Here is an 18,173-nt window from a genome sequence, read left to right on the forward strand (position 1 = left end):
GGCGGTTATCGTCGGGCCATGACGGTGCGGCGGATCATGGGGCTCGAGACCGAGTACGGCATCTCGGTGCCCGGCGACCCGATGGCCAACCCGATGTTCCTGTCGGGACAGGTCGTCAGCGTCTACGCCGCGGCGCAGGGCATCCGGTCCAACCAGTCGAGCTGGGACTACGCCTTCGAGGACCCGCTGCGCGACGCCCGCGGCTGGCAGATCGACCGGCAGACGGCCGACCCGAGCCAGCTCACCGACGTGGAGGACCCGACCCTCGCCAACGTCGTGCTCACGAACGGGGCCCGCTACTACGTCGACCACGCCCACCCGGAGTACAGCTCGCCGGAGGTGACCCTGCCGCGCCACGCCGTGCGCTGGGACCGCGCCGGCGACGCCATCGCGCTCGAGTCGGTGCGCCTGCTCGCGGCGCGCCCCGGCCAGCCCCCCGTCAACCTCTACAAGAACAACACCGACGGCAAGGGCCAGTCCTACGGCACCCACGAGAACTACCTCATGCCCCGGCGCACGCCGTTCCCCGAGATCGTCCGGGGCCTCATCCCGTTCTTCGTGACGCGCCAGGTCGTCTGTGGCGCCGGCCGGGTCGGGCTCGGAGTGGACAGCCGGGGGACGGGGTACCAGATCTCCCAGCGCGCCGACTTCTTCGAGACCGAGGTGGGGCTCGAGACCACGCTCAAGCGCCCGATCATCAACACCCGTGACGAGCCGCACGCCGTGGCCGACCGCTACCGACGCCTCCACGTCATCATCGGCGATGCCAACCACCTCGACGTCGCGACGCTGCTCAAGACCGGGACGACCGCGCTGGTGCTCGGCATGATCGAGGACGGCCACCTCACGGAGGACTGGTCGGTCCGGCGGCCCGTTGCCGCCCTCCAGACGGTGTCGCACGACCCGACGCTGACCGCCACAGTCGAGCTGGTCGACGGTCGCACCGTGACCGCCCTCGACCTCCAGTGGATGTACCTCCAGGCCGCCCGTGACTGGCTCGACCGGCGGGGCGACGACCCCGAGGCCGAGGCCACGAACGAGGTCATGGGCCTGTGGGAGGAGGTCCTCACCGGGCTCGGCCGCGACGTCATGTCGTGCGCCCCCCTGCTCGACTGGGTCGCCAAGCTGAAGCTCCTCGAGGGCTACCGCGCCCGCGACGGACTGTCGTGGGACGACCACCGGCTCGCCGCCATCGACATCCAGTGGGCCGACGTGCGGCCCGAGAAGGGCCTCGTGCACCGGCTGCGGGACCGCGGCATGCTCCGCGACCTCGTGATGCCGGAGGAGGTCAAGGAAGCCCAGACCACGCCGCCGGAGGACACCCGCGCCTGGTTCCGCGGCGAGTGCGTGCGCCGCTTCACCTCACAGGTCTTCTCCGCGAGCTGGGACTCGGTCGTCTTCGACGTCCCCGGCCGCGCCAGCCTCCAACGCGTCCCGATCCTCGAGCCCGAGCGCGGCACCCGTGCCCAGGTGGGCACCCTCCTCGAGCAGAGCGCCGACGTGGGCGAGCTGCTCCGCGGACTGGCCACGCCCGAGTAGGGGCGGGGGTGGGGCGGGCCCACCAGGTCCTGTGGTGGGGCGATGTCCGCCGGTGCCAGGGGTGCTCGGACGGACGGGCCCCCACGGGTTAGGGTCGGGGCACGAGGTCCAACACGTCTGGGAGGTAGCCATGCCGGGTCAGGAGCACGCCAAGCCGCAGCGTCGTGACGAGGAGCCGCCGGAGACACCGGAGGCACCCCCGACCGCGCCAGCAGGCGCCGCCGTCAAGGAGGGCCTGTCCGACGACATCGACAGCGTCCTCGACGAGATCGACGGCGTCCTCGAGTCCAACGCCGAGGAGTTCGTCCGGGGTTTCGTGCAGAAGGGCGGCCAGTGACCCAGCCGTCCACCGGTCGGCCGCGGCGGCTCGACGACGCCTTCCTCAGCGCGGGCTCGTCGTCGTTCACCGAGTTCGTCGCTGCCTACCGTCCTGAGCTGCTTCCCTCCGGTCGGCGGCTGCCGTCCGGCGCGACCATCGAGGCGCCGCACGGCACCACCATCGTGTCTCTGCTCTTCGACGGTGGCGTGGTCATGGCAGGTGACCGTCGCGCCACCATGGGCAACGTCATCGCCAACCGCGACATGGAGAAGGTCTTCGCGGCCGACGACTACAGCGTCGTCGGCATCGCCGGTACCGCCGGGATCGCGATCGAGCTGGTCCGCCTCTACCAGGTCGAGCTCGAGCACTACGAAAAGATCGAGGGCGCGATCATGTCGCTCGAGGGCAAGGCCAACCGCCTCGCCTCGATGATCCGCGGCAACCTCGCACTCGCCATGCAGGGGCTGACGGTCGTCCCGACGTATGCCGGCTTCGACCTCGAGTCGGCCACCGGCCGCATCTACTCCTACGACGTCACGGGAGGCTGCTACGTCGAGGGAGGTCACCACTCGACCGGCTCGGGTTCGGTCTTCGCCCGGGGCGCCCTGAAGAAGCTGTGGCGGCCGGCCCTCGAGGAGCAGGCGGCCGTGTCGGTCGCGATCGAGGCCCTCTACGACGCCGCCGACGACGACTCGGCGACCGGTGGCCCGGACATCGGCCGACAGATCTGGCCGACCGTGGCGGTCGTGGACCACGCCGGCGCGCGGTTCGTCGCGCAGGACGTCCTCGAGGGACACGTGGAGAGCGTCATCGCCGCCCGCCGCGACAACCCGGGAGGTGCCCGATGAGCATGCCGTTCTACGTCCCGCCCGAGCAGGTGATGAAGGACCGGGCCGACTTCGCGCGCAAGGGAATTGCCCGCGGTCGGTCGGTCGTGGTCGTGGGATACGACCGCGGTATCGCCTTCGTCGCAGAGAACCCGTCACGGGCCCTGCACAAGGTCTCGGAGATCTACGACCGAATCGCGTTCGCAGCGGTCGGGCGCTACAACGAGTTCGAGAGCCTGCGGGTCGCAGGCATCCGCTACTCGGACCTGCGCGGCTACTCCTACGACCGCACCGACGTCACGGCGCGTGCGCTGGCCAACACGTACGCCCAGACGCTGGGCGCCGTGTTCACCCAGGAGTCCAAGCCGTTCGAGATCGAGATCGTCGTGGCGGAGGTCGGTGTCGACAGCGACAGCGACCAGATCTTCCGTCTCACCTACGACGGCTCGGTGGCCGACGAGCAGGGCTTCGTCGCGATGGGCGGGGCGAGCGAGGCGGCCGAGGAGCGACTCGGCACCGGGTGGAGACCGGGCATGACGCTGAGCGAGGTGCTTCGTCTCGCGGTCGACGTGCTGGGCGCCGGTGAGAACGGCGAGCGTCGCCCCTTGGACGAGGCGCAGCTCGAGGTCGCCGTGCTCGATCGCGACCGTCCTCGTCGCTCGTTCCGGCGCATCGTCGGTCCGTTGCTGACCCGGCTGCTCGGCGAGCCTCGTGCGACGACAGAGGCGCCCGCCGGCGTGTTGGGCTCGGAACCGTCTCCGGCCGAAGGGGCTTCCCCGACCGGGGCCGAGCCTGCCGAGGACGACGGGTCGACGACCCCGCCGACCGCGCCGGCCTGACCGCACGAACCCCGGCCCCCGAGGGCCCGGACGACGAAGGCCGCCCACCGAGCTGGTGGGCGGCCCTCGTCGTGCTCGTCGTCCTGACCCCGGAAGGCGGGGGACGGCGGCGGTGTCAGCGTCGCGTCGCGCCGACCTTGCCACCCGGAGCGCTGCGCTGGTAGTACGACGACTGGTCGGAGCCGTACGACGAGGAACCCTCGCCGTCCGAGTCCGCGCCCTGCTCGTCGCCCTGCTCCTCGCCCTGCTCCTTGGCGGAGGATCCCTCGGCGCCGTCAGAGGCGGCGGACTGGGCGTCGTCCTGCGGCTGGTCACCCTCGGCGTCCACGGCCTCGGACGCGCCGTCCTGCTCCGCGTCGTCGCCGGCCTCCTCACCCTGCTGCGCAGGGGCCGGCACCGGCTGCTGGGCCTCGGCGACCTGGGCCGGCTGGGCCGGCTTGTCCGGGGTGCCCAGGGTGTCCATCAGGGCGCCACCACCGAGGGTGGCGAGCATCTGCCGCACGTTGCCGAGCTGCGCGGTGATGCTGTCGCGCTGGGCGGTCGCCGCAGCGAGCTCGCGGTCGGACTCCTCCCGCAGCCGCGAGGCGTGGTCGCGGGCCTCGGAGACGATCTGGTCGGCCTGCGCCTGGGCGTTCTCGAGCAGGCGCTCGGCCCTGGTGCGCTTCTCGTGCGCGTCGTGCTCGGCTCGCTCCGTGAGCTGGCGCAGACGTGACTCGCTCTCGCTGAGGGCGGCCTCCTGCTGCTGGCGGCGCGCCTCGAACTCGGCGTCGGCCGACTCGCGGCGGGCTGCGAGCTTGACCTCGAGCTCGGCGGACGCCGTGGACGCCTTGAGACGGTGTGCCTCGAACTCGGCGGCGGCCTCCTGGCGCTGAGCGGCCGTGACGCTCTGGGCCTCGGCCACTATGGCCTGGGCCTCGCGGTTGGCCTGGGCGATGATGCGCACGGCCTCCTCGTCCGCGCGCGCACGGGCCTGCTCGGCATACGTCGCGGTGGTCACCTTGAGCTCGGCAGCCGAGCGGTTGGCGCGTTCGCGGATGTCGTCGGCCTCGCCGGCGGCGCGCGTGCGCAGGTCGGCGGCCTCCTGGTCGGCGAGCGTCAGGATCTGCGCGATGCGCTCACCGAGGTCGGAGAAGGTCTGGGCCTGGGTGGGGGAGCTGTTCTTCTTGAGGTCGGCCATGACCCGCGACTGCTGACCGAGCTGTCCCCGCAGGTCGGTCAGGGCGGCATTGAGCTTGGTCAGCTCGACGCTGCGCTCGGCAGCGTCCTTCTTGGCGGCCTGGAGCGTGCGGTTCTGCGACTCGATGAACGAGTCGACCTCTTCGGGCTCGTAGCCACGACGGGAGAACTTGAAGTGCGGTCTGTCGATCATTTCCGTCCAATGCAGGGGATGGTGGAGGGGTGCGGCGTGCGGGACACCGGCCATTGTGGCAGCCGCCCCCGCGAGTAGCACGCTCACGTCCGGCAGGCGTCGACCGTCCGCCGGTCGTTTCCGGCGCCATGGTCCCGCGCCGCCTAGAGTTGCTTCATGGAGCGGCGGATCTTCGGGATCGAGAACGAGTACGGCGTCACCTGCACGACGCAGGGCCAGCGGCGCCTGACTCCGGACGAGGTCGCCCGCTACCTCTTCCGCAGGGTCGTCGCATGGGGCCGTTCGAGCAACGTCTTCCTCGGCAACGGTGCGCGGCTCTACCTCGACGTCGGCTCCCACCCGGAGTACGCCACGGCCGAGTGCGACTCCGTGCGCGAGCTCGTCATCCAGGACAAGGCGGGGGAGCGGATCCTCGAGGGGCTCGTCGAGGACGCCCAGGGGCGGCTGCGCGATGACGGCGTCGAGGGCGAGATCTTCGTCTTCAAGAACAACACCGACTCGGCCGGCAACTCCTACGGCTGCCACGAGAACTACCTCTACGGCCGCGGCGGCGACTTCCAGCGGGTCTCGGACATGTTCATCCCGTTCCTCATCAGCCGGCAGATCGTCTGTGGGGCCGGCAAGGTCGTCGCGACGGCCCACGGTGCGAGCTTCGCCGTCAGCCAGCGCGCCGACCACATCTGGGAGGGCGTGTCGTCGGCGACGACACGCAGCCGTCCCATCATCAACACCCGCGACGAGCCCCACGCCGATGCCGAGAAGTACCGCCGCCTGCACGTCATCGTCGGCGACTCCAACATGTCGGAGACGACCAACCTGCTCAAGGTCGGCAGCGCCGACCTCGTGCTGCGGATGATCGAGGCGGGCGTCGTCATGCGCGACCTGTCGATGGAGAACCCCATCCGGGCCATCCGCACGATGAGCCACGACCCGAGCGGCCGCGCCACGGTCCGGCTCGCCAACGGACGCGAGCTCTCGGCCCTGGACATGCAGCGCGAGTACCTCGACAAGGCCATCGAGTTCGTCGACCGCGAGGGCATGGACAGTCCGGACACCAAGCAGGTCATCGATCTCTGGGGCCGTGCGCTCGACGCCATCGGGTCAGGCGACCTCGGCGCCATCGACACCGAGATCGACTGGGTCATCAAGTACCGCCTCATCGAGCGCTACCGCGCCAAGCACGGGCTGTCGCTCACCGATGCCCGCATCCAGCAGCTCGACCTCGCGTACCACGACATCAACCGGCGGCGTGGGCTCTTCTACCTGCTCCAGCGGCACGGCCGGACGGCGCGGGTGGCCTCCGACGTCGAGATCTTCCAGGCCAAGGTCCGCCCGCCCCAGACGACCCGGGCCAAGCTGCGCGGCGACTTCATCCGGGCCGCCCAGGCCCATGGACGCGACTTCACCGTGGACTGGGTGCACCTCAAGCTCAACGACCAGGCCCAGCGCACGGTGCTGTGCAAGGACCCGTTCCGCTCCGTGGACGAGCGGGTCGAGCGCCTCATGGAGACGATCGACCGGTCACCGAGCGTCCAACGGCCGCTTTAGTCCACCACCGCCTGGTGGGTCATCAATCCAACCGTTGTCTCGCGTCGTGCTGTCCGTCATGCGGTCGCGGTTCACCGCGGGGTCACAAGGGGACTCTTCGCGATCGCGGCTGACAGTTGGGTGTCGGCGAACGGACGCCGAGCCTTCGTCGGCACGCCGATTCTGTCCGGTGACCTGTTCGATCAGGTCGTTGGTCCTCATGGTCACCGTGTGGCTGAGAAGCGGCGAGGCAGCCAAAACCCAATCTCCTACTGGCCAACAGTCTCAGTCACAGCATGAGCAGAGCGATTCAGGTAAGCCGGAAGGTCCAGAGCGCCCTTTCGGTCTATCGCGCAAGACGAGGCAGACGTGAAAGGAACGGGTCACGGGCACTCCTGCACCAGTGAATGAACGTCTGGTGGGCATCACCTTGTTCGGACCACGGCACGCGCTTGGGTTCACCGTTGTGAAGGGGTTGGGCGACTCGGACCATCGGACCCAGTCAGAAGGTTGTCCGATTCGGCAGCGGATCCTGATCCCTATTCGTAGGATCCGTTCGATTGGCTGCGATTAGATCTTGCTCGAACTTCTGGATAGGCGTCACATGTGCAATGCGTCGAACCACTCACCCGGTTGTCGGTGCGGTTGGGGCGGAGATGGTCACCTCGGCCGTTCGCCGGGTGGGTATCGAATGGCACCGAGGCGAGCCGCCAGTCGGCGTTCGCTGCCCGTCACACGGATCTTTGACAGTTATACCGATCCCAATGCGCGGTGCCCAGTCTGCGGCGACAACGTGTTCTTCTACCAGGCACCTTCGGGTGGTCGGGTGTTCTTCGACGAGCTCGGCCCGCCGTGGCCGAAGCACCCGTGCACGGACAACCCTCGAGTCTCGGTGGCTCTGGCCTCCAAACCGGCGGGGGCGACGGCGTCTCTGCGCGTGTCCCCTGATCGCCGTCTTGCAGGCTGGCAAGTCGACGGTTGGACTCCGATTCAGATCGAGTCCTCGACCCGCGCCAGCGGCGCTCATGCCATGCGGTGCGTCACGTGGGAGGGCGGGTACCGCGAGTTCCGGGTCTTTCTGGATGAAGAGGTACGTGTCGATGGCGCAGCCGCTGCTGCGATGCGGCCGTGGGACGAAGGCGGGCACACCATCATCTCGTTCGTGGAGTTGGATACCGGAGCGGCGCCCCGGTCGATCCAGATCTCACGGTCGGCGCCCGGCCAGACCAGGCACGTCATGGAGCGACTTCTCAAGATCGTCGCCATCGCCGAGGCCGAGGCTGACGTCGTTGACATTGAGAAGGCCACCCGACGCTTCGACGAGCTTGAACGGCTGGTTGCGACCTGGGCGCAGCATCTATCTGACGACGAGGCCGATCCGCACTGGGCTCGGTTCCACGCAGCAAGTTCACGCGCAAAGAACAGAGTGGTCAGGGTGCAGCGTGCGGAGCTGGCCGAGAAGGAGTGCCTCGTTTCCGAACTGGAGACATTGGCTCGCTCGTCCGATTGGGAGTCCGTCTCCACCCGCTTCGCCGAGCTGCTCGAGAGGTGGAGAGCCGGCGGGGGACTCGGTCGCTATGGAACCGCCGACCTCGGGAGCCGATTCGTGGCCGCAGAGCGGACAGGTCTAGCCAAACAGGCCGAGGCTCAGCGAACTCGCGCAAAGATCGCGAGATTCGCAGTGAAGCAGCAGCTCATCGCCGAGCTGAACGATCTCGCAGAGACCACCGACTGGCCGGTCGCCGATCGCAGACACCAGAAGATCAAGAAGCGCTGGAATCGCACGGCGGGCTTCAACGAGGGCGACGAGGGCCGGCTCTCGCAGGCCTTCCGGGAGGCGGAGCGGACGTATGCCGCGGCGCGCGCTCGGGCACTGGCGGAGGCCGCGAGAAGGCGCGATGAGCGCGCCCGCGAGGCGCGGATTGCCACGAAGACCCACCTGATCAAAGCGATGGAGGCACTCCTGCGAACCGTTGACTGGAGTGCTGCCGACGGCCGGTACCGGGAGATCAAGCAGCAGTGGATCACGGCAGGTCATTTCGCCAGCGAAGGCGAATCAGAGCTGTCTGAAGCCTTCGAGGAAGTCGAAGCGGCCTACCTCGAGGCCCGTGATGAGGCGCGGGCGACGGCGGATCGAGAGCGCGCGATCCGCGAGGCGGAGGAACGGCGGGCTGAGCAGGAGAGTGTCGTCGCCGAGGCCGAGAATCTCGCGCGTGCTCCCTATTGGGACGCCGATGGGTTCGAAAAGTTGAGCCTCCGCTGGAAGGCATCGGGTCCAGCGTTCGAGCCGGTATTGCGAGCACGGTTCTTGGACGCATACATGATCGCCCGCGGTCCCGGCTTCAAGGACGCGATCCGGACCCGGCTTCAGATCATCGCCGAAGCCGCGCGCTTGTCCGACGTTGCGGGGTGGGACGAGCGTGCGCAGCAGTTCGTCGAGGTTGCAGCCCAATGGGACGCCGCGGCATGGGCGGGACCTGACATGGAATTGCCCCTCCTGAGGCGCTACCAGACGACGATGAACACCTTTCTGGTCGCGTGTGACGTCGATGACCTTGAGGGCTTCTTGGCTCAGGCCGAAAATGCACGACTGCGCGCGCATGGCTCGGGTGACCGCGTGCGAGTGAAGGAGATGGACGCGGAACTCGACAGGCTGGTTCGCCTGCCGACTGCCGTACGAGAGGCCCGGCTCTTTCGGAACGTGGCATCCGCTCACTGACCGCTGGGAAGTAGCCGGCGCGGCTCCGTAGGAAGGGCGCGCACGTGGTGAGAAAGGTCCTCATGAGCGTCCCTGCAACCCTTCCGATAGTCAGCGGCCGGCACCGCAACCGCGCCCTCGCCACGGCTCGCCATGCCCGGGCCATCCAGCTCGCGACCGAGGGCGGCACCTACCAGGAGATCGCCCGGCCGTCGAGGATCACCAGCAGCTCGAGTTGGCGCGGCTCGACGCCCTTCAGCAGGCGCTCTGGGACAAAGCGATGGCCAGCGATGTGGAGGCGGCTCGTGAGGTCCGTGGGGTCATCATGGCTCGGTGTCGGCTTCTGGGGCTGGACGACCGGTCGAAGCAGTCGGTGGGCTGGACGCCGCGGACGGTGGTCTTGTCTGCTGAGGATCGAGAGGCTCTCCGGCTCTGAGGCAATCGGCCTGTCACGCGGCCCGCGTTGCATGCCTGGCGTTGCAGGTTGAGGCGATCTCAAGGTCATCCACGACCGGCGTGGGAGGCGCGGACCGTGGTCCTGTCGGCTGCGGATCGTGAGGCGCTCGACCTCTGAGTTCGGCGCTGCATCGCTGGCGTTGCTCTACCGGGCATGGGGCCGCTGGATGGCAGCATGCGGACATGACGCGCATGTACGAGCCGTTGCAGCCGGCCGAGGGGCGCGCACGTGGTGAGAAAGGTCCTCATGAGCGTCCCTGCAACCCTTCCGATAGTCAGCGGCCGGCACCGCAACCGCGCCCTCGCCACGGCTCGCCATGCCCGGGCCATCCAGCTCGCGACCGAGGGCGGCACCTACCAGGAGATCGCCCGGCCGTCGAGGATCACCAGCAGCTCGAGTTGGCGCGGCTCGACGCCCTTCAGCAGGCGCTCTGGGACAAAGCGATGGCCAGCGATGTGGAGGCGGCTCGTGAGGTCCGTGGGGTCATCATGGCTCGGTGTCGGCTTCTGGGCGGCAATTGGTGTGACACGCCTGCCGCGGTTCGACTGCGCCGAGGTCCGGCGCACTCGGGATCGTCTGACTCCCATGACGGCGGTGATCGTCACAATGCGCTGCTCCCGGCTGACGTGCATGCCGCGGGTCATCTGGCGCTCTCTGGAATCCGCCCGCGTGGGCTTCCGCATCGGCGGGCGAGATCCGAACACCCGGGATGGTGCAGTGTGGCGACATGGCTGCTGTGTCGTTGCACGCACCGGTCGCGCTGGCGCGGCCCGTCGATGAGCTCACCCCTCCGGGAGCCAAGCACTTGGTGTGGGAGCCGAAGTGGGACGGATATCGCGTTCTCGTTGGCGCCGGCCGCATCTTCTCTCGCAACGGCACGAACCTCACGCCCCTGTTTCCCGATCTGACGCCCGTCCTGAGTTCGCGGTTGCCGGACGGCCTGGTGCTGGACGGCGAGGTGATCGCGTGGGATCCGGCCGCTGGCCGGTTGGACTTCGATGGGTTGCAGGCCCGCATGACGGCCGGCCGGCGGATCCGGTCGGTCGCTGCGCGGCGGCCCGCGCAGCTCGTCGTCTTCGACGTCCTAGCAGCGGGGGCTCAGGACCTGCGAGGCCGGCCGCTGCGGGAACGTCGTGCCGTGCTTGAGCAGGCTCTGCACGGAATGGCGTCTCCCATCGTGCTGTGCCAGCAGACCGACGACCTTGTCCTCGCCCGTGAGTGGTTCAAGACGCTCACGGCTGGCGGCATCGAGGGCCTGGTCATCAAGGACGCCGACGGTACCTACCCGACCGTGCCGGGGCAGCGGGTCTGGTGGAAGGTCAAGGCTAGGCAGACACTGGACATGCTCGCGATTGGGTTCACCGGTGACGTGGCAGCTCCGAGCTCCTTGGTGCTTGCGTTCCCGGGTGACGTGGACGACCGTGGCCAGCCGGTCACCGCCGGGTCGACCACTTCGCTGTCCAAGAGTGTCGGTCGATCACTGACGCCCTTGCTGCACCCAACTGGGGCGACCTTCGAGCGCAGTTTCGCTTGGGGCGCAGCCGAACCCACCCGAGTCACCGCGATCGCGCCGTTCGTCGTTGAGGTAGACGCTGACGCCTCAGCCGCCGCGGGTGTGCTCCGCCATGCCGCTCGACTGCACCGCGCCCGGCCGGACCTCGACGTGGGGGAGACCAAGTGAGCGACGTGCGACCGGCGGCGAGAGCGCGCACTGCACTCGAACACTTCCGTCCGCACGGGTTTTCGCGTTCGGCCGGCGGCGGTGCGAGGAGCACCGCGCGTGCTGGCACGCGGTGCTCTCTTGGGTCAGGTCGGCGGCCGCCTGCCCGGGACGACTGCGCCTGGCCTAACGGGCCGTGGTGATCTCGCCGCAGGCGACGGGGAGAGTGGCCTCGAACAGGCTGCTGAGCGAGCTGTGGTCGGCGTCGCCGGGCAGGTCGGCGCCGTGCAGCACGATGTGCAGGTTGGTAAGGTTCTTCGCGACGTCCTTTGGCACGACGACGCTGCGGTGGTAGGCGAGATTTCCGTTGGCATCGGCGGACAGGAACCGCTCGAGGCTGAGCCCGCTGGATGGGCTCGTGTCGCCAACGACGGTCATTGACACGTCGATCGGGCCGTAGTCGGGGGCGCCCTCGCCGAGGGAGACGAGCCCGTCCGGGGTGCCGGCAACGAACGAGCCGGGGTCAATCGGGTCGCCGGTGCTGGCGTCGGCCGCCAGCGTCGGGCACTCGTTCTTGGACTGGGTCAGCCCGTGGATGTGCATGGCGTGTGGCTCGTTCGGGGTCAGGCCCGAGGCGTTGAGCGTGATGTCGAGGGTGCGGCCGGTCAGCCGCAGCGCGGCGTGACCGGTGACGTTCGACCCGCCGTCGGCGACATGGTCGTGCGGGACGGGCAGTAGGTCGGCCTGGAAGTTGCCGGCACTTACGGCCGCGGCAGCACCCGCTGACAGCAGCAGCGTCACCGGCACGGCAAAGGCGATCTTGAGTCTCTTCTGCATGATGAATCCTTCGACGTTGAAGGCTGCCCCGAGCGTGCACGCGCACCCACCCACACGCTAGTTCGCGGCCACCCTGCCGGCCGGATTGGTCTTCGACGAGTGCGGAGCCACGTGATGACCTGACCTCACACAAAGAGTCGGAAACGCGGATGGCTCCTGCCGCCCCTCCTCGGCCCCCGTTGTTACCGTTGAAGAGGCGGCGTCGCCTTCGACCCCTCCAGTCGGAACCCTCACAAGGGTGGCGCCGTCCACGGGGGGCGCCGACTCGCCCCCTCTCGTCGGTCCCGGCGGCCGTGGCGTAAACACCTGAGTCTCCGTTGGTCGAGGGTCGAGGGGTTATGGGCTCGCCGGGGTCGTGTCGACGTCGGACTCTGGCCTGAACGGCCCGACGGGACATCTGTCCGTAACGCTCAGCGTGCACGCCGATGCCGTTCCGGACGACGATGGCGGGGCTGTCTACCCCTTCAGGAAGACGGCATGGGGAGGATGAGACGGCCGACCAGGAGTATCCGGACTTGCCTTGACGACCCGAGCCTCATCCCCGGGCATCTGCGCACGGTATCGCCGGGAGCCGATCGCTTACCAAGCACCGGGTTGCCCTATCGATCCAGCCCGTGATGGTTGGGAATGTGACCAGGCGGAGGACGAGCAGCTCATTCTTCGTGGTCTCCTGACCCACCACCTTCCCGTTGCCCAGAATGGGCACGGGCAGCGCCTGCACGGCTAATGAGGATCACAACCGGAGGTTTGTCGTGAACTGGGGTCGACTGCTCAGTGGTCTCGTCGTGCTGTTCGCCCTCGTCGCGCTCGTCTTCATCGTGTTCGGAGGTGGGATCGGCGTTCCCGAACTGGCCGTCATCGCCGTCTTGGCAGCGGCGGGGATCGTGTTCGTCATCCGACGAGCAAGGCTCACGCAGGGCAGCCCGACACCGCAAGGCAACCTGAAAGGCTGAGCCGCGCCACTGGGTAACAGTTCAGATGCACGTAGCGGCACACCGGGCCACGTGGAACTCTGACGGGGCAATGCGCTCCAGGAGCCCCTACTGCTCACCCTCGATCAAGAGTCGCTCCATAATCTGGGCCTTCTTTGCCCCATATTGATCCTCGGTGATGAGTCCCGCTTCACGCAGAATGTTGAGTCTCTGGAGTTGCGCCATCGGCGCATGGGCAGCAGCTAGTAGCACTCCTTCTGGAGGAAACGGGTCGCTCGCCGGGGGTGGTGGCAGATAGCGAACATTGGTCGACTGCGCCTCTGCGAACCGCGCCCTCTTCGAGGCCTCACTGATGAGTTGAGCCCCATTGCGGAAGTCGGGCATGTCCTCGAGCACGGCAGTCTCAGTGCCGTCGGGGCGTCGAACGTGGACCGTGATGTCGCCTACGCCTGCCGTCTTCTGGGTCATGCCTTGGCCAACGTCTACGTCGAACACGTACGCCAAGGGGATCCCCACGGCGTCGGTGTGCATCCCCGTCTCGACGTAGAGCACGTGCTCCGTCAGCCGAACTCTCATGCCAAGCCTCTCCGGCATCCTGGGGTTCCTCCCCATCGCCGCCCACAAAGTCGCGCCTTGACCCATGGACTCTGAGTGCTGCGCTTTGGCTTCTTCCGCTCGCTTCGGCGCGGTACCGGCCGCGGAGGACAGCCGGTCGCTGGCTACGTGCTTGTCGTCCATGTCTGCTCTCCCTGCAACTTCCTGGTCGCGACAGTGGCGACTGCCGCACTCCCTTCCCGTCGCGTCTTCCTGTCGTATCCCTGAGCGAAGGGTCCTTCCACCTCCTGCACGTCCACCCTCGGGCACCCGAACCACGCTCGCCAGAGGCGTAAGTCCCACCCGGGGGGTCGCTCACCGTCACCGCCGAGCAGGGTCGTGGCACGACCAGGCCGGCGAGCCCGTGCGACACGTGACCGATCAGGGACTGTGCCTTCTGTGAGCAGGCCGCGGCACCAGAGGTGTTGGCGATCCCCGTGAACGGGTCGCGGGGGAGAGGAGTGCTTGGCAGGGGTCGCGACCGGTTACACCACCGCGGCGCAACTGCAAGGGGGGTCGCGACGGTGGCACTTCTGCCGCTGCTGCCACAATGCGAGAGAGGCGACGGTGGCGCCTTCCCACCAGGACGGGTGTGAAGTTGTCACCGAGGCCTTGAGACGTTGTCGCCCTTGCGAGGGCGGCGACTTCGGCGGGGCGTTGCCTTGCCCAGGTCATAGGATCCCCGACGGATGGTTGACGTGCAGCGATTTCAGCCACCTCGCGCCTTCTCTGCGGAGAGGACCGGGCCCTTCCGGCAGGACGTCGAGAACGCGGCTGGCTGGGTAGGAAAGCGTCTCAGTCCTCCGCCTCAAGGGCGGCGGCTAGCTCACCCACGTGGCTCGCTGCCGATCAGTAGACGCGCCTAGGGGGCCTGACCTGATGAGGGGCTCTACGACCTCTCGCGTGGGGTCCGCTGTGCGGCTGTCTGGGCCCGCGTGCCGTAGTTGGCCGACGGTGGCAGTGAAGGACGGTTCCTGGAGGCGCTCGACCTGGGTTTGGCCCCGTCGTTCGAGTTATTCTGACTTGGCAGTCCAGACGGGGGCTGCGGCACGACTCACCAGGTGCTTGTTCATGGGACACAGTGCTCAGCGCGTCGAGATCAGGGATGGGGTCAGTGAGCAGGACAGGTTCGACTGTCCCCAGCAGACGGTCGCCGCCCTGCTGGAAGAGGTCGCGAACCTGAAGCTGGCCTTGGAGCACAGCCGCGACATCGGTGCGGCCATAGGCATCCTCATGGCGACCCGGAAGGTGACGCGGGAAGCGGCCTTCGACCTGCTGCGGCAGGCGAGCCAGTGCAGCAATGTGAAACTGCGTGTACTGGCCTTGGATGTGGTCGAGCAGGGCTGCATCCCTGAGTGAGATTCTCGATCATCGTAAGTCCCGGACTGCCCGGGAGTGCACGAGTGACAAACCGGCCGACCGGATCAGCTCGACCGGTCGTCACACGCCGAACGGTTACCAGGTCCCCTTGGCCTTGGGCCCAGAGACGTTGTCGCCCTGCGGGGTTCCCAGGCCACCCTTCCAAGAGCAACCGGGAACCCCTGACGCCGGCCAACTGGGGGTCAAGCCGACGTCACTGTGTAGAAGATCAAACCCTGAATCACGACGTGAATTTCAACGGTCGTCACGCTCTCCCCTCACCTGGAACCGGCCTGATGATTGAGCGCGGAGGGCACCGCTGGAGTTTCGGTCGTGATCGGCATGGAGCCAAGCCTCACGATCGAGAGCTGATGACCCGGAGCTGGAAAAGCATCGCGCTCCTGACCCGGACTATGACGGTCCTGCCGCTGGCGCTGTTCGCCGGTGTTGTCGCGGGCCTGGGTCTCGCCGCTCTGTCAGTGCGTCGACGCATACAGAGCCAACCCACGTGAAAGCCCTCTCCCCGTTCGTGTCCAAGTGCGCTACGTGGCAGCGCCGCTGAAGGTTGTGTCGTCAGGGTGGGTGGGGCGGCGCCGGTGCAGTTCTGCCAGGATGCGACGTTCGCGGCGTTCAAGTTCAGCGCGGCGGTGCGTTTGACCTGGCAGGGACCAAGTCCCGTGGCCCGCTGGTTCCGCGTTGGCCCGGTCCTGCAGGCGGGTGAGCTCCGCGAGCAGTTCCCGGATGGACATCGCGGCAAGGTCTGTCCTCGGCTCGCTCTGGGGACTGATGGCGGTCATGGCAGGTCTCCGTTCTGTCACCATTGACCTCGGCTCGCTACTTAACAGATGGCTCTTTCATTGTGAGCGTTAAGCCTCGTCGATGGGCTCGGACGAGGGTGTGTTCGAGTCGTGTTCGCCGAGGTGTTCTCTGGCCGGTGGCAGGGGAAGTTCATCCAATGGCAGGAGAAGGCGGTGCCGGCCTCCGCGCTGGTGTGGAAGATCCCCGCAAAGGATGCCCTCGAGGACTTGGTGTCGGGGGATGTCTAGCAGCTTTGCTGCGAGCTGCACCGTCACCATGCGATGGCGACCGTCCTGGGGATAATCATCGGGGGTGCCCCATGAGGCGTCGTCGTGGCCGCTCTGCCCAAGGTGCGCGCTCCATTGCAGGTCTTCGAGGTCGACATGGATTGAGAGCAGACGTCCGGAGGTCTCCAGCAGCTGGACGGCGATCGTTAGAGTCTCAGGGACGTCGGCCGCGACGATCGTCAAGTTCACCTGCAGCAGGCCGGATCCTGTCGTCGAGGCGCTTGCTCTCCACTGGGCCAACCCGTCCGCCACGTCGCTCGGGGACAGGCCGAGCTGAGCGGGGGAGTCGAGCAAGGCGGCCACCACGTAGCGTTCCACAACGTCTTCCTTCGCAGCTGTCGCCCATCAGGCGCATCGTCGGGGCCGCCAGGGCGGCGGTCCTGCGTGGCATGTGGTGCTGCTGGACGCGCACCGTCCTGGCGCTTGATAGGGCTGCCTTGAACCGGGGGCGGTCGTCACAGGGGAGACGGGGCCGCTCCCCGGCCACAGGGCACATACCCGACGTGGCCGAGACTGAATCGCGCCAGCTCGGCCATGGGCCTTCGTCCTTCCTGCGAGCAGAGGACCCCGTCGGCCGCCGCTCCCCACTATGCCCGCTAGGCGCATCAGCAGCCCGGCCGAGCCTCTTCTATCCCAGTGTGCGCTCTGCATGGACTCGCACGCCGTAGATGCGCCTTGAGGCGGCGGGGATCTAGCGGAGTTTCGTGAGCCAGGCGCGTCCTGTCCGCAGATCGTGTCGGTCGCGATCCAGTAGTTGACGCCTCAGTCGTTGTTCCTGTCGGCGTACATCAGGTATTTCGGGCCGTGGGCCAGCGAATTGACGCGCGACTCCGCCAGCACTGGCCAGTACGAGCCGTCCACGCATGTTCCCTTGTCGTCGATCGGTTTTGGGCCGTCGGCGATAGGCCGGTCTGAATCCGGTCTGAAGCCGGTCTGAAGCCGGTCTCCGCGGGCGTAGGCGATGCGGACCCCCCACGATGAGGCGGGACTTGCAGGCAGGGGCGAGCAGGGCGAGCGAGTCCGACAGCACTGCGCCAGCGTCGATCAACGACGCGTGGTCCACCGTACGTGTCAAGCCGCAGTTCGGTTGCTGGCCCATCGCCACGAGGTCTTCCACGACAGCGTCCTGGTTCTCGACCCCGCAGTAGCTGGCCCACGACATCAGGACCAGCGCCCGGGTCTCACCTCCGTTTTCCACGTTCATCGAGAGCCGAACTTTGGGCGTCCCAGATGCTGCGTCTACGCCCTGAGTCTCCAGCCCTGTCGTGATCGAGATGGCGACCTTCTGCGTGGCCTCCGTGAAGGCAAGGGTGTGGCAGACCTGGATGCGCGGCAGGATCGCCGCCCGGGCATTGGCTAGGACTTGTCGCGCCGGTCGGCCAAGAGGTCGCCGGGCAGGGTGCGCCACATCCACACCGTTATCGTCACCGCCGCTGCAGGGCGACACCTGCCACCCACATCACTCCTGCTTGAGCAGGCACCGGAAGGCCGGCGAGGAGCACCATGAGGCTCGCCATCGCGGCGGCAACTGCCAAGGCAGAGGTATCCGACCAGCGGCCACTTGGCGAGCAGAGACCCGACCATGCCCACGACCATGACGGCGGTCAGGGAGAGGAAGAGGACGTCCTCGAGCGTGTCCACCGCGGACACTGTGGCGGGCCGAGGTTGAGTCCAGAACAGGATGGCAAGGTAGGCGCTCGGTGCCAGGCCGACGAACGCTGTCCAACGCCGATGTTCGGGCATTCGGTCACCCCTCAGCCGCGCTGAAGGGGCCGCCGTCCCCTGTCGATCGGATCGTCGCATGGGGGACCGGGCACGCACGGCGTTTCAGGTGTTCGCGTGTAACGAAGGTGCGGTCGCCGCCGATGTGGCGGGCAGCGGGACGGTGATCGACCCCCCGAGCGGTCGCCGTCCCGTCCCTCCGACACCAGTGGACGCACCCCACCGCTACACCGGTGTGAGGGGTTTACTGATGTCACGCCCTATTTTCTGAAACCGCTTACATTGACCGTCGTAGTGGAATTGGATGGGGGTCGGCCCACGCTCCCACGCGGGCTTCAATGGCTGCCCACATCCGCCAGACCCCACCCCGGACACGGGCAGCGCGTCGCCACAGAGGCGACGCTGGCGG

General features: G+C 67.8%; 14 protein-coding genes. 9 read left to right on the top strand and 5 right to left on the bottom strand.

The window, feature by feature from the left end:
* Positions 1-18 precede the first annotated feature (18 nt).
* The 4 genes from dop to prcA all read left to right on the top strand — a co-directional run bounded on the left by dop (position 19) and on the right by prcA (position 3,524).
* Positions 19-1,539, top strand: a complete 1,521-nt coding sequence (gene dop / locus ABD831_RS14220; RefSeq protein WP_344947711.1) for a depupylase/deamidase Dop — start codon at positions 19-21, stop codon at positions 1,537-1,539.
* A 130-nt stretch (positions 1,540-1,669) separates the two neighbouring features.
* Entirely contained in the window at positions 1,670-1,876 is a 207-nt protein-coding gene (locus ABD831_RS14225; protein ID WP_030146057.1) for a ubiquitin-like protein Pup, read from the top strand.
* Complete coding sequence (gene prcB, locus ABD831_RS14230) at positions 1,873-2,706, top strand: proteasome subunit beta (protein WP_344947717.1); 834 nt, start codon at positions 1,873-1,875, stop codon at positions 2,704-2,706. The genes ABD831_RS14225 and prcB overlap by 4 nt, the downstream gene beginning before the upstream one ends.
* The gene (gene prcA, locus ABD831_RS14235; RefSeq protein WP_344947720.1) at positions 2,703-3,524 is read left to right on the top strand and encodes a proteasome subunit alpha; all 822 of its coding nucleotides are present in this window, start codon (positions 2,703-2,705) and stop codon (positions 3,522-3,524) included. The genes prcB and prcA overlap by 4 nt, the downstream gene beginning before the upstream one ends.
* A 115-nt stretch (positions 3,525-3,639) precedes the next feature.
* Here prcA and ABD831_RS14240 read toward each other — a convergent pair whose 3' ends face one another.
* A complete protein-coding gene (locus ABD831_RS14240; RefSeq protein ID WP_344947723.1) occupies positions 3,640-4,893 on the bottom strand; it encodes a coiled-coil domain-containing protein in 1,254 nt (417 codons plus the stop codon).
* Positions 4,894-5,049: 156 nt separating this feature from the next.
* Between ABD831_RS14240 and pafA the strand changes: the two genes are divergently transcribed.
* Complete coding sequence (gene pafA, locus ABD831_RS14245) at positions 5,050-6,441, top strand: Pup--protein ligase (protein WP_344947726.1); 1,392 nt, start codon at positions 5,050-5,052, stop codon at positions 6,439-6,441.
* Between the two features lie 772 nt (positions 6,442-7,213).
* Complete coding sequence (locus ABD831_RS14250; protein WP_344947729.1) at positions 7,214-9,139, top strand: DUF349 domain-containing protein; 1,926 nt, start codon at positions 7,214-7,216, stop codon at positions 9,137-9,139.
* Positions 9,140-9,928: 789 nt separating this feature from the next.
* On the opposite strand, the gene ABD831_RS14255 is transcribed toward ABD831_RS14250, so the two are convergent.
* Positions 9,929-10,219 carry a hypothetical protein gene (locus ABD831_RS14255; RefSeq protein WP_344947732.1) on the bottom strand — a complete coding sequence of 97 codons (291 nt, stop codon included), beginning with the start codon at positions 10,217-10,219 and terminating at the stop codon, positions 9,929-9,931.
* 83 nt (positions 10,220-10,302) lie between these two features.
* On the opposite strand from ABD831_RS14255, the gene ABD831_RS14260 reads away from it, so the two are divergent.
* Positions 10,303-11,256 (top strand): ATP-dependent DNA ligase, encoded by a 954-nt coding sequence (locus ABD831_RS14260; protein ID WP_344947735.1) that lies wholly within the window; start codon positions 10,303-10,305, stop codon positions 11,254-11,256.
* Between the two features lie 165 nt (positions 11,257-11,421).
* Here ABD831_RS14260 and ABD831_RS14265 read toward each other — a convergent pair whose 3' ends face one another.
* Positions 11,422-12,072, bottom strand: coding sequence for a hypothetical protein (locus ABD831_RS14265; protein WP_344947738.1), 651 nt, complete (start codon positions 12,070-12,072; stop codon positions 11,422-11,424).
* 698 nt (positions 12,073-12,770) lie between these two features.
* Here ABD831_RS14265 and ABD831_RS14270 point away from each other — a divergent pair.
* Positions 12,771-13,025 (top strand): hypothetical protein, encoded by a 255-nt coding sequence (locus ABD831_RS14270; protein ID WP_344947740.1) that lies wholly within the window; start codon positions 12,771-12,773, stop codon positions 13,023-13,025.
* Positions 13,026-13,112: 87 nt separating this feature from the next.
* On the opposite strand, the gene ABD831_RS14275 is transcribed toward ABD831_RS14270, so the two are convergent.
* Positions 13,113-13,742 (bottom strand): SHOCT domain-containing protein, encoded by a 630-nt coding sequence (locus ABD831_RS14275; protein ID WP_344947743.1) that lies wholly within the window; start codon positions 13,740-13,742, stop codon positions 13,113-13,115.
* Between the two features lie 927 nt (positions 13,743-14,669).
* On the opposite strand from ABD831_RS14275, the gene ABD831_RS14280 reads away from it, so the two are divergent.
* Complete coding sequence (locus tag ABD831_RS14280) at positions 14,670-14,957, top strand: ANTAR domain-containing protein (RefSeq protein WP_344947746.1); 288 nt, start codon at positions 14,670-14,672, stop codon at positions 14,955-14,957.
* Positions 14,958-15,823: 866 nt separating this feature from the next.
* Here ABD831_RS14280 and ABD831_RS14285 read toward each other — a convergent pair.
* The gene (locus ABD831_RS14285) at positions 15,824-16,360 is read right to left on the bottom strand and encodes a hypothetical protein (protein ID WP_344947749.1); all 537 of its coding nucleotides are present in this window, start codon (positions 16,358-16,360) and stop codon (positions 15,824-15,826) included.
* Positions 16,361-18,173 lie beyond the last annotated feature (1,813 nt).

Origin of the sequence: Terrabacter ginsenosidimutans (assembly GCF_039539425.1) — a bacterium.
Taxonomy (GTDB): Bacteria; Actinomycetota; Actinomycetes; order Actinomycetales; family Dermatophilaceae; genus Terrabacter; species Terrabacter ginsenosidimutans.

Coding starts and splice junctions, on each gene's coding strand:
- dop (WP_344947711.1), top strand. CDS start 19: ATGACGGTGCGGCGGATCATGGGGCTCGAGACCGAGTACGGCATCTCG.
- ABD831_RS14225 (WP_030146057.1), top strand. CDS start 1,670: ATGCCGGGTCAGGAGCACGCCAAGCCGCAGCGTCGTGACGAGGAGCCG.
- prcA (WP_344947720.1), top strand. CDS start 2,703: ATGAGCATGCCGTTCTACGTCCCGCCCGAGCAGGTGATGAAGGACCGG.
- ABD831_RS14240 (WP_344947723.1), bottom strand. CDS start 4,893: ATGATCGACAGACCGCACTTCAAGTTCTCCCGTCGTGGCTACGAGCCC.
- pafA (WP_344947726.1), top strand. CDS start 5,050: ATGGAGCGGCGGATCTTCGGGATCGAGAACGAGTACGGCGTCACCTGC.
- ABD831_RS14255 (WP_344947732.1), bottom strand. CDS start 10,219: ATGACCCGCGGCATGCACGTCAGCCGGGAGCAGCGCATTGTGACGATC.
- ABD831_RS14260 (WP_344947735.1), top strand. CDS start 10,303: ATGGCTGCTGTGTCGTTGCACGCACCGGTCGCGCTGGCGCGGCCCGTC.
- ABD831_RS14265 (WP_344947738.1), bottom strand. CDS start 12,072: ATGCAGAAGAGACTCAAGATCGCCTTTGCCGTGCCGGTGACGCTGCTG.
- ABD831_RS14270 (WP_344947740.1), top strand. CDS start 12,771: ATGGGCACGGGCAGCGCCTGCACGGCTAATGAGGATCACAACCGGAGG.
- ABD831_RS14275 (WP_344947743.1), bottom strand. CDS start 13,742: ATGGACGACAAGCACGTAGCCAGCGACCGGCTGTCCTCCGCGGCCGGT.
- ABD831_RS14280 (WP_344947746.1), top strand. CDS start 14,670: ATGGGACACAGTGCTCAGCGCGTCGAGATCAGGGATGGGGTCAGTGAG.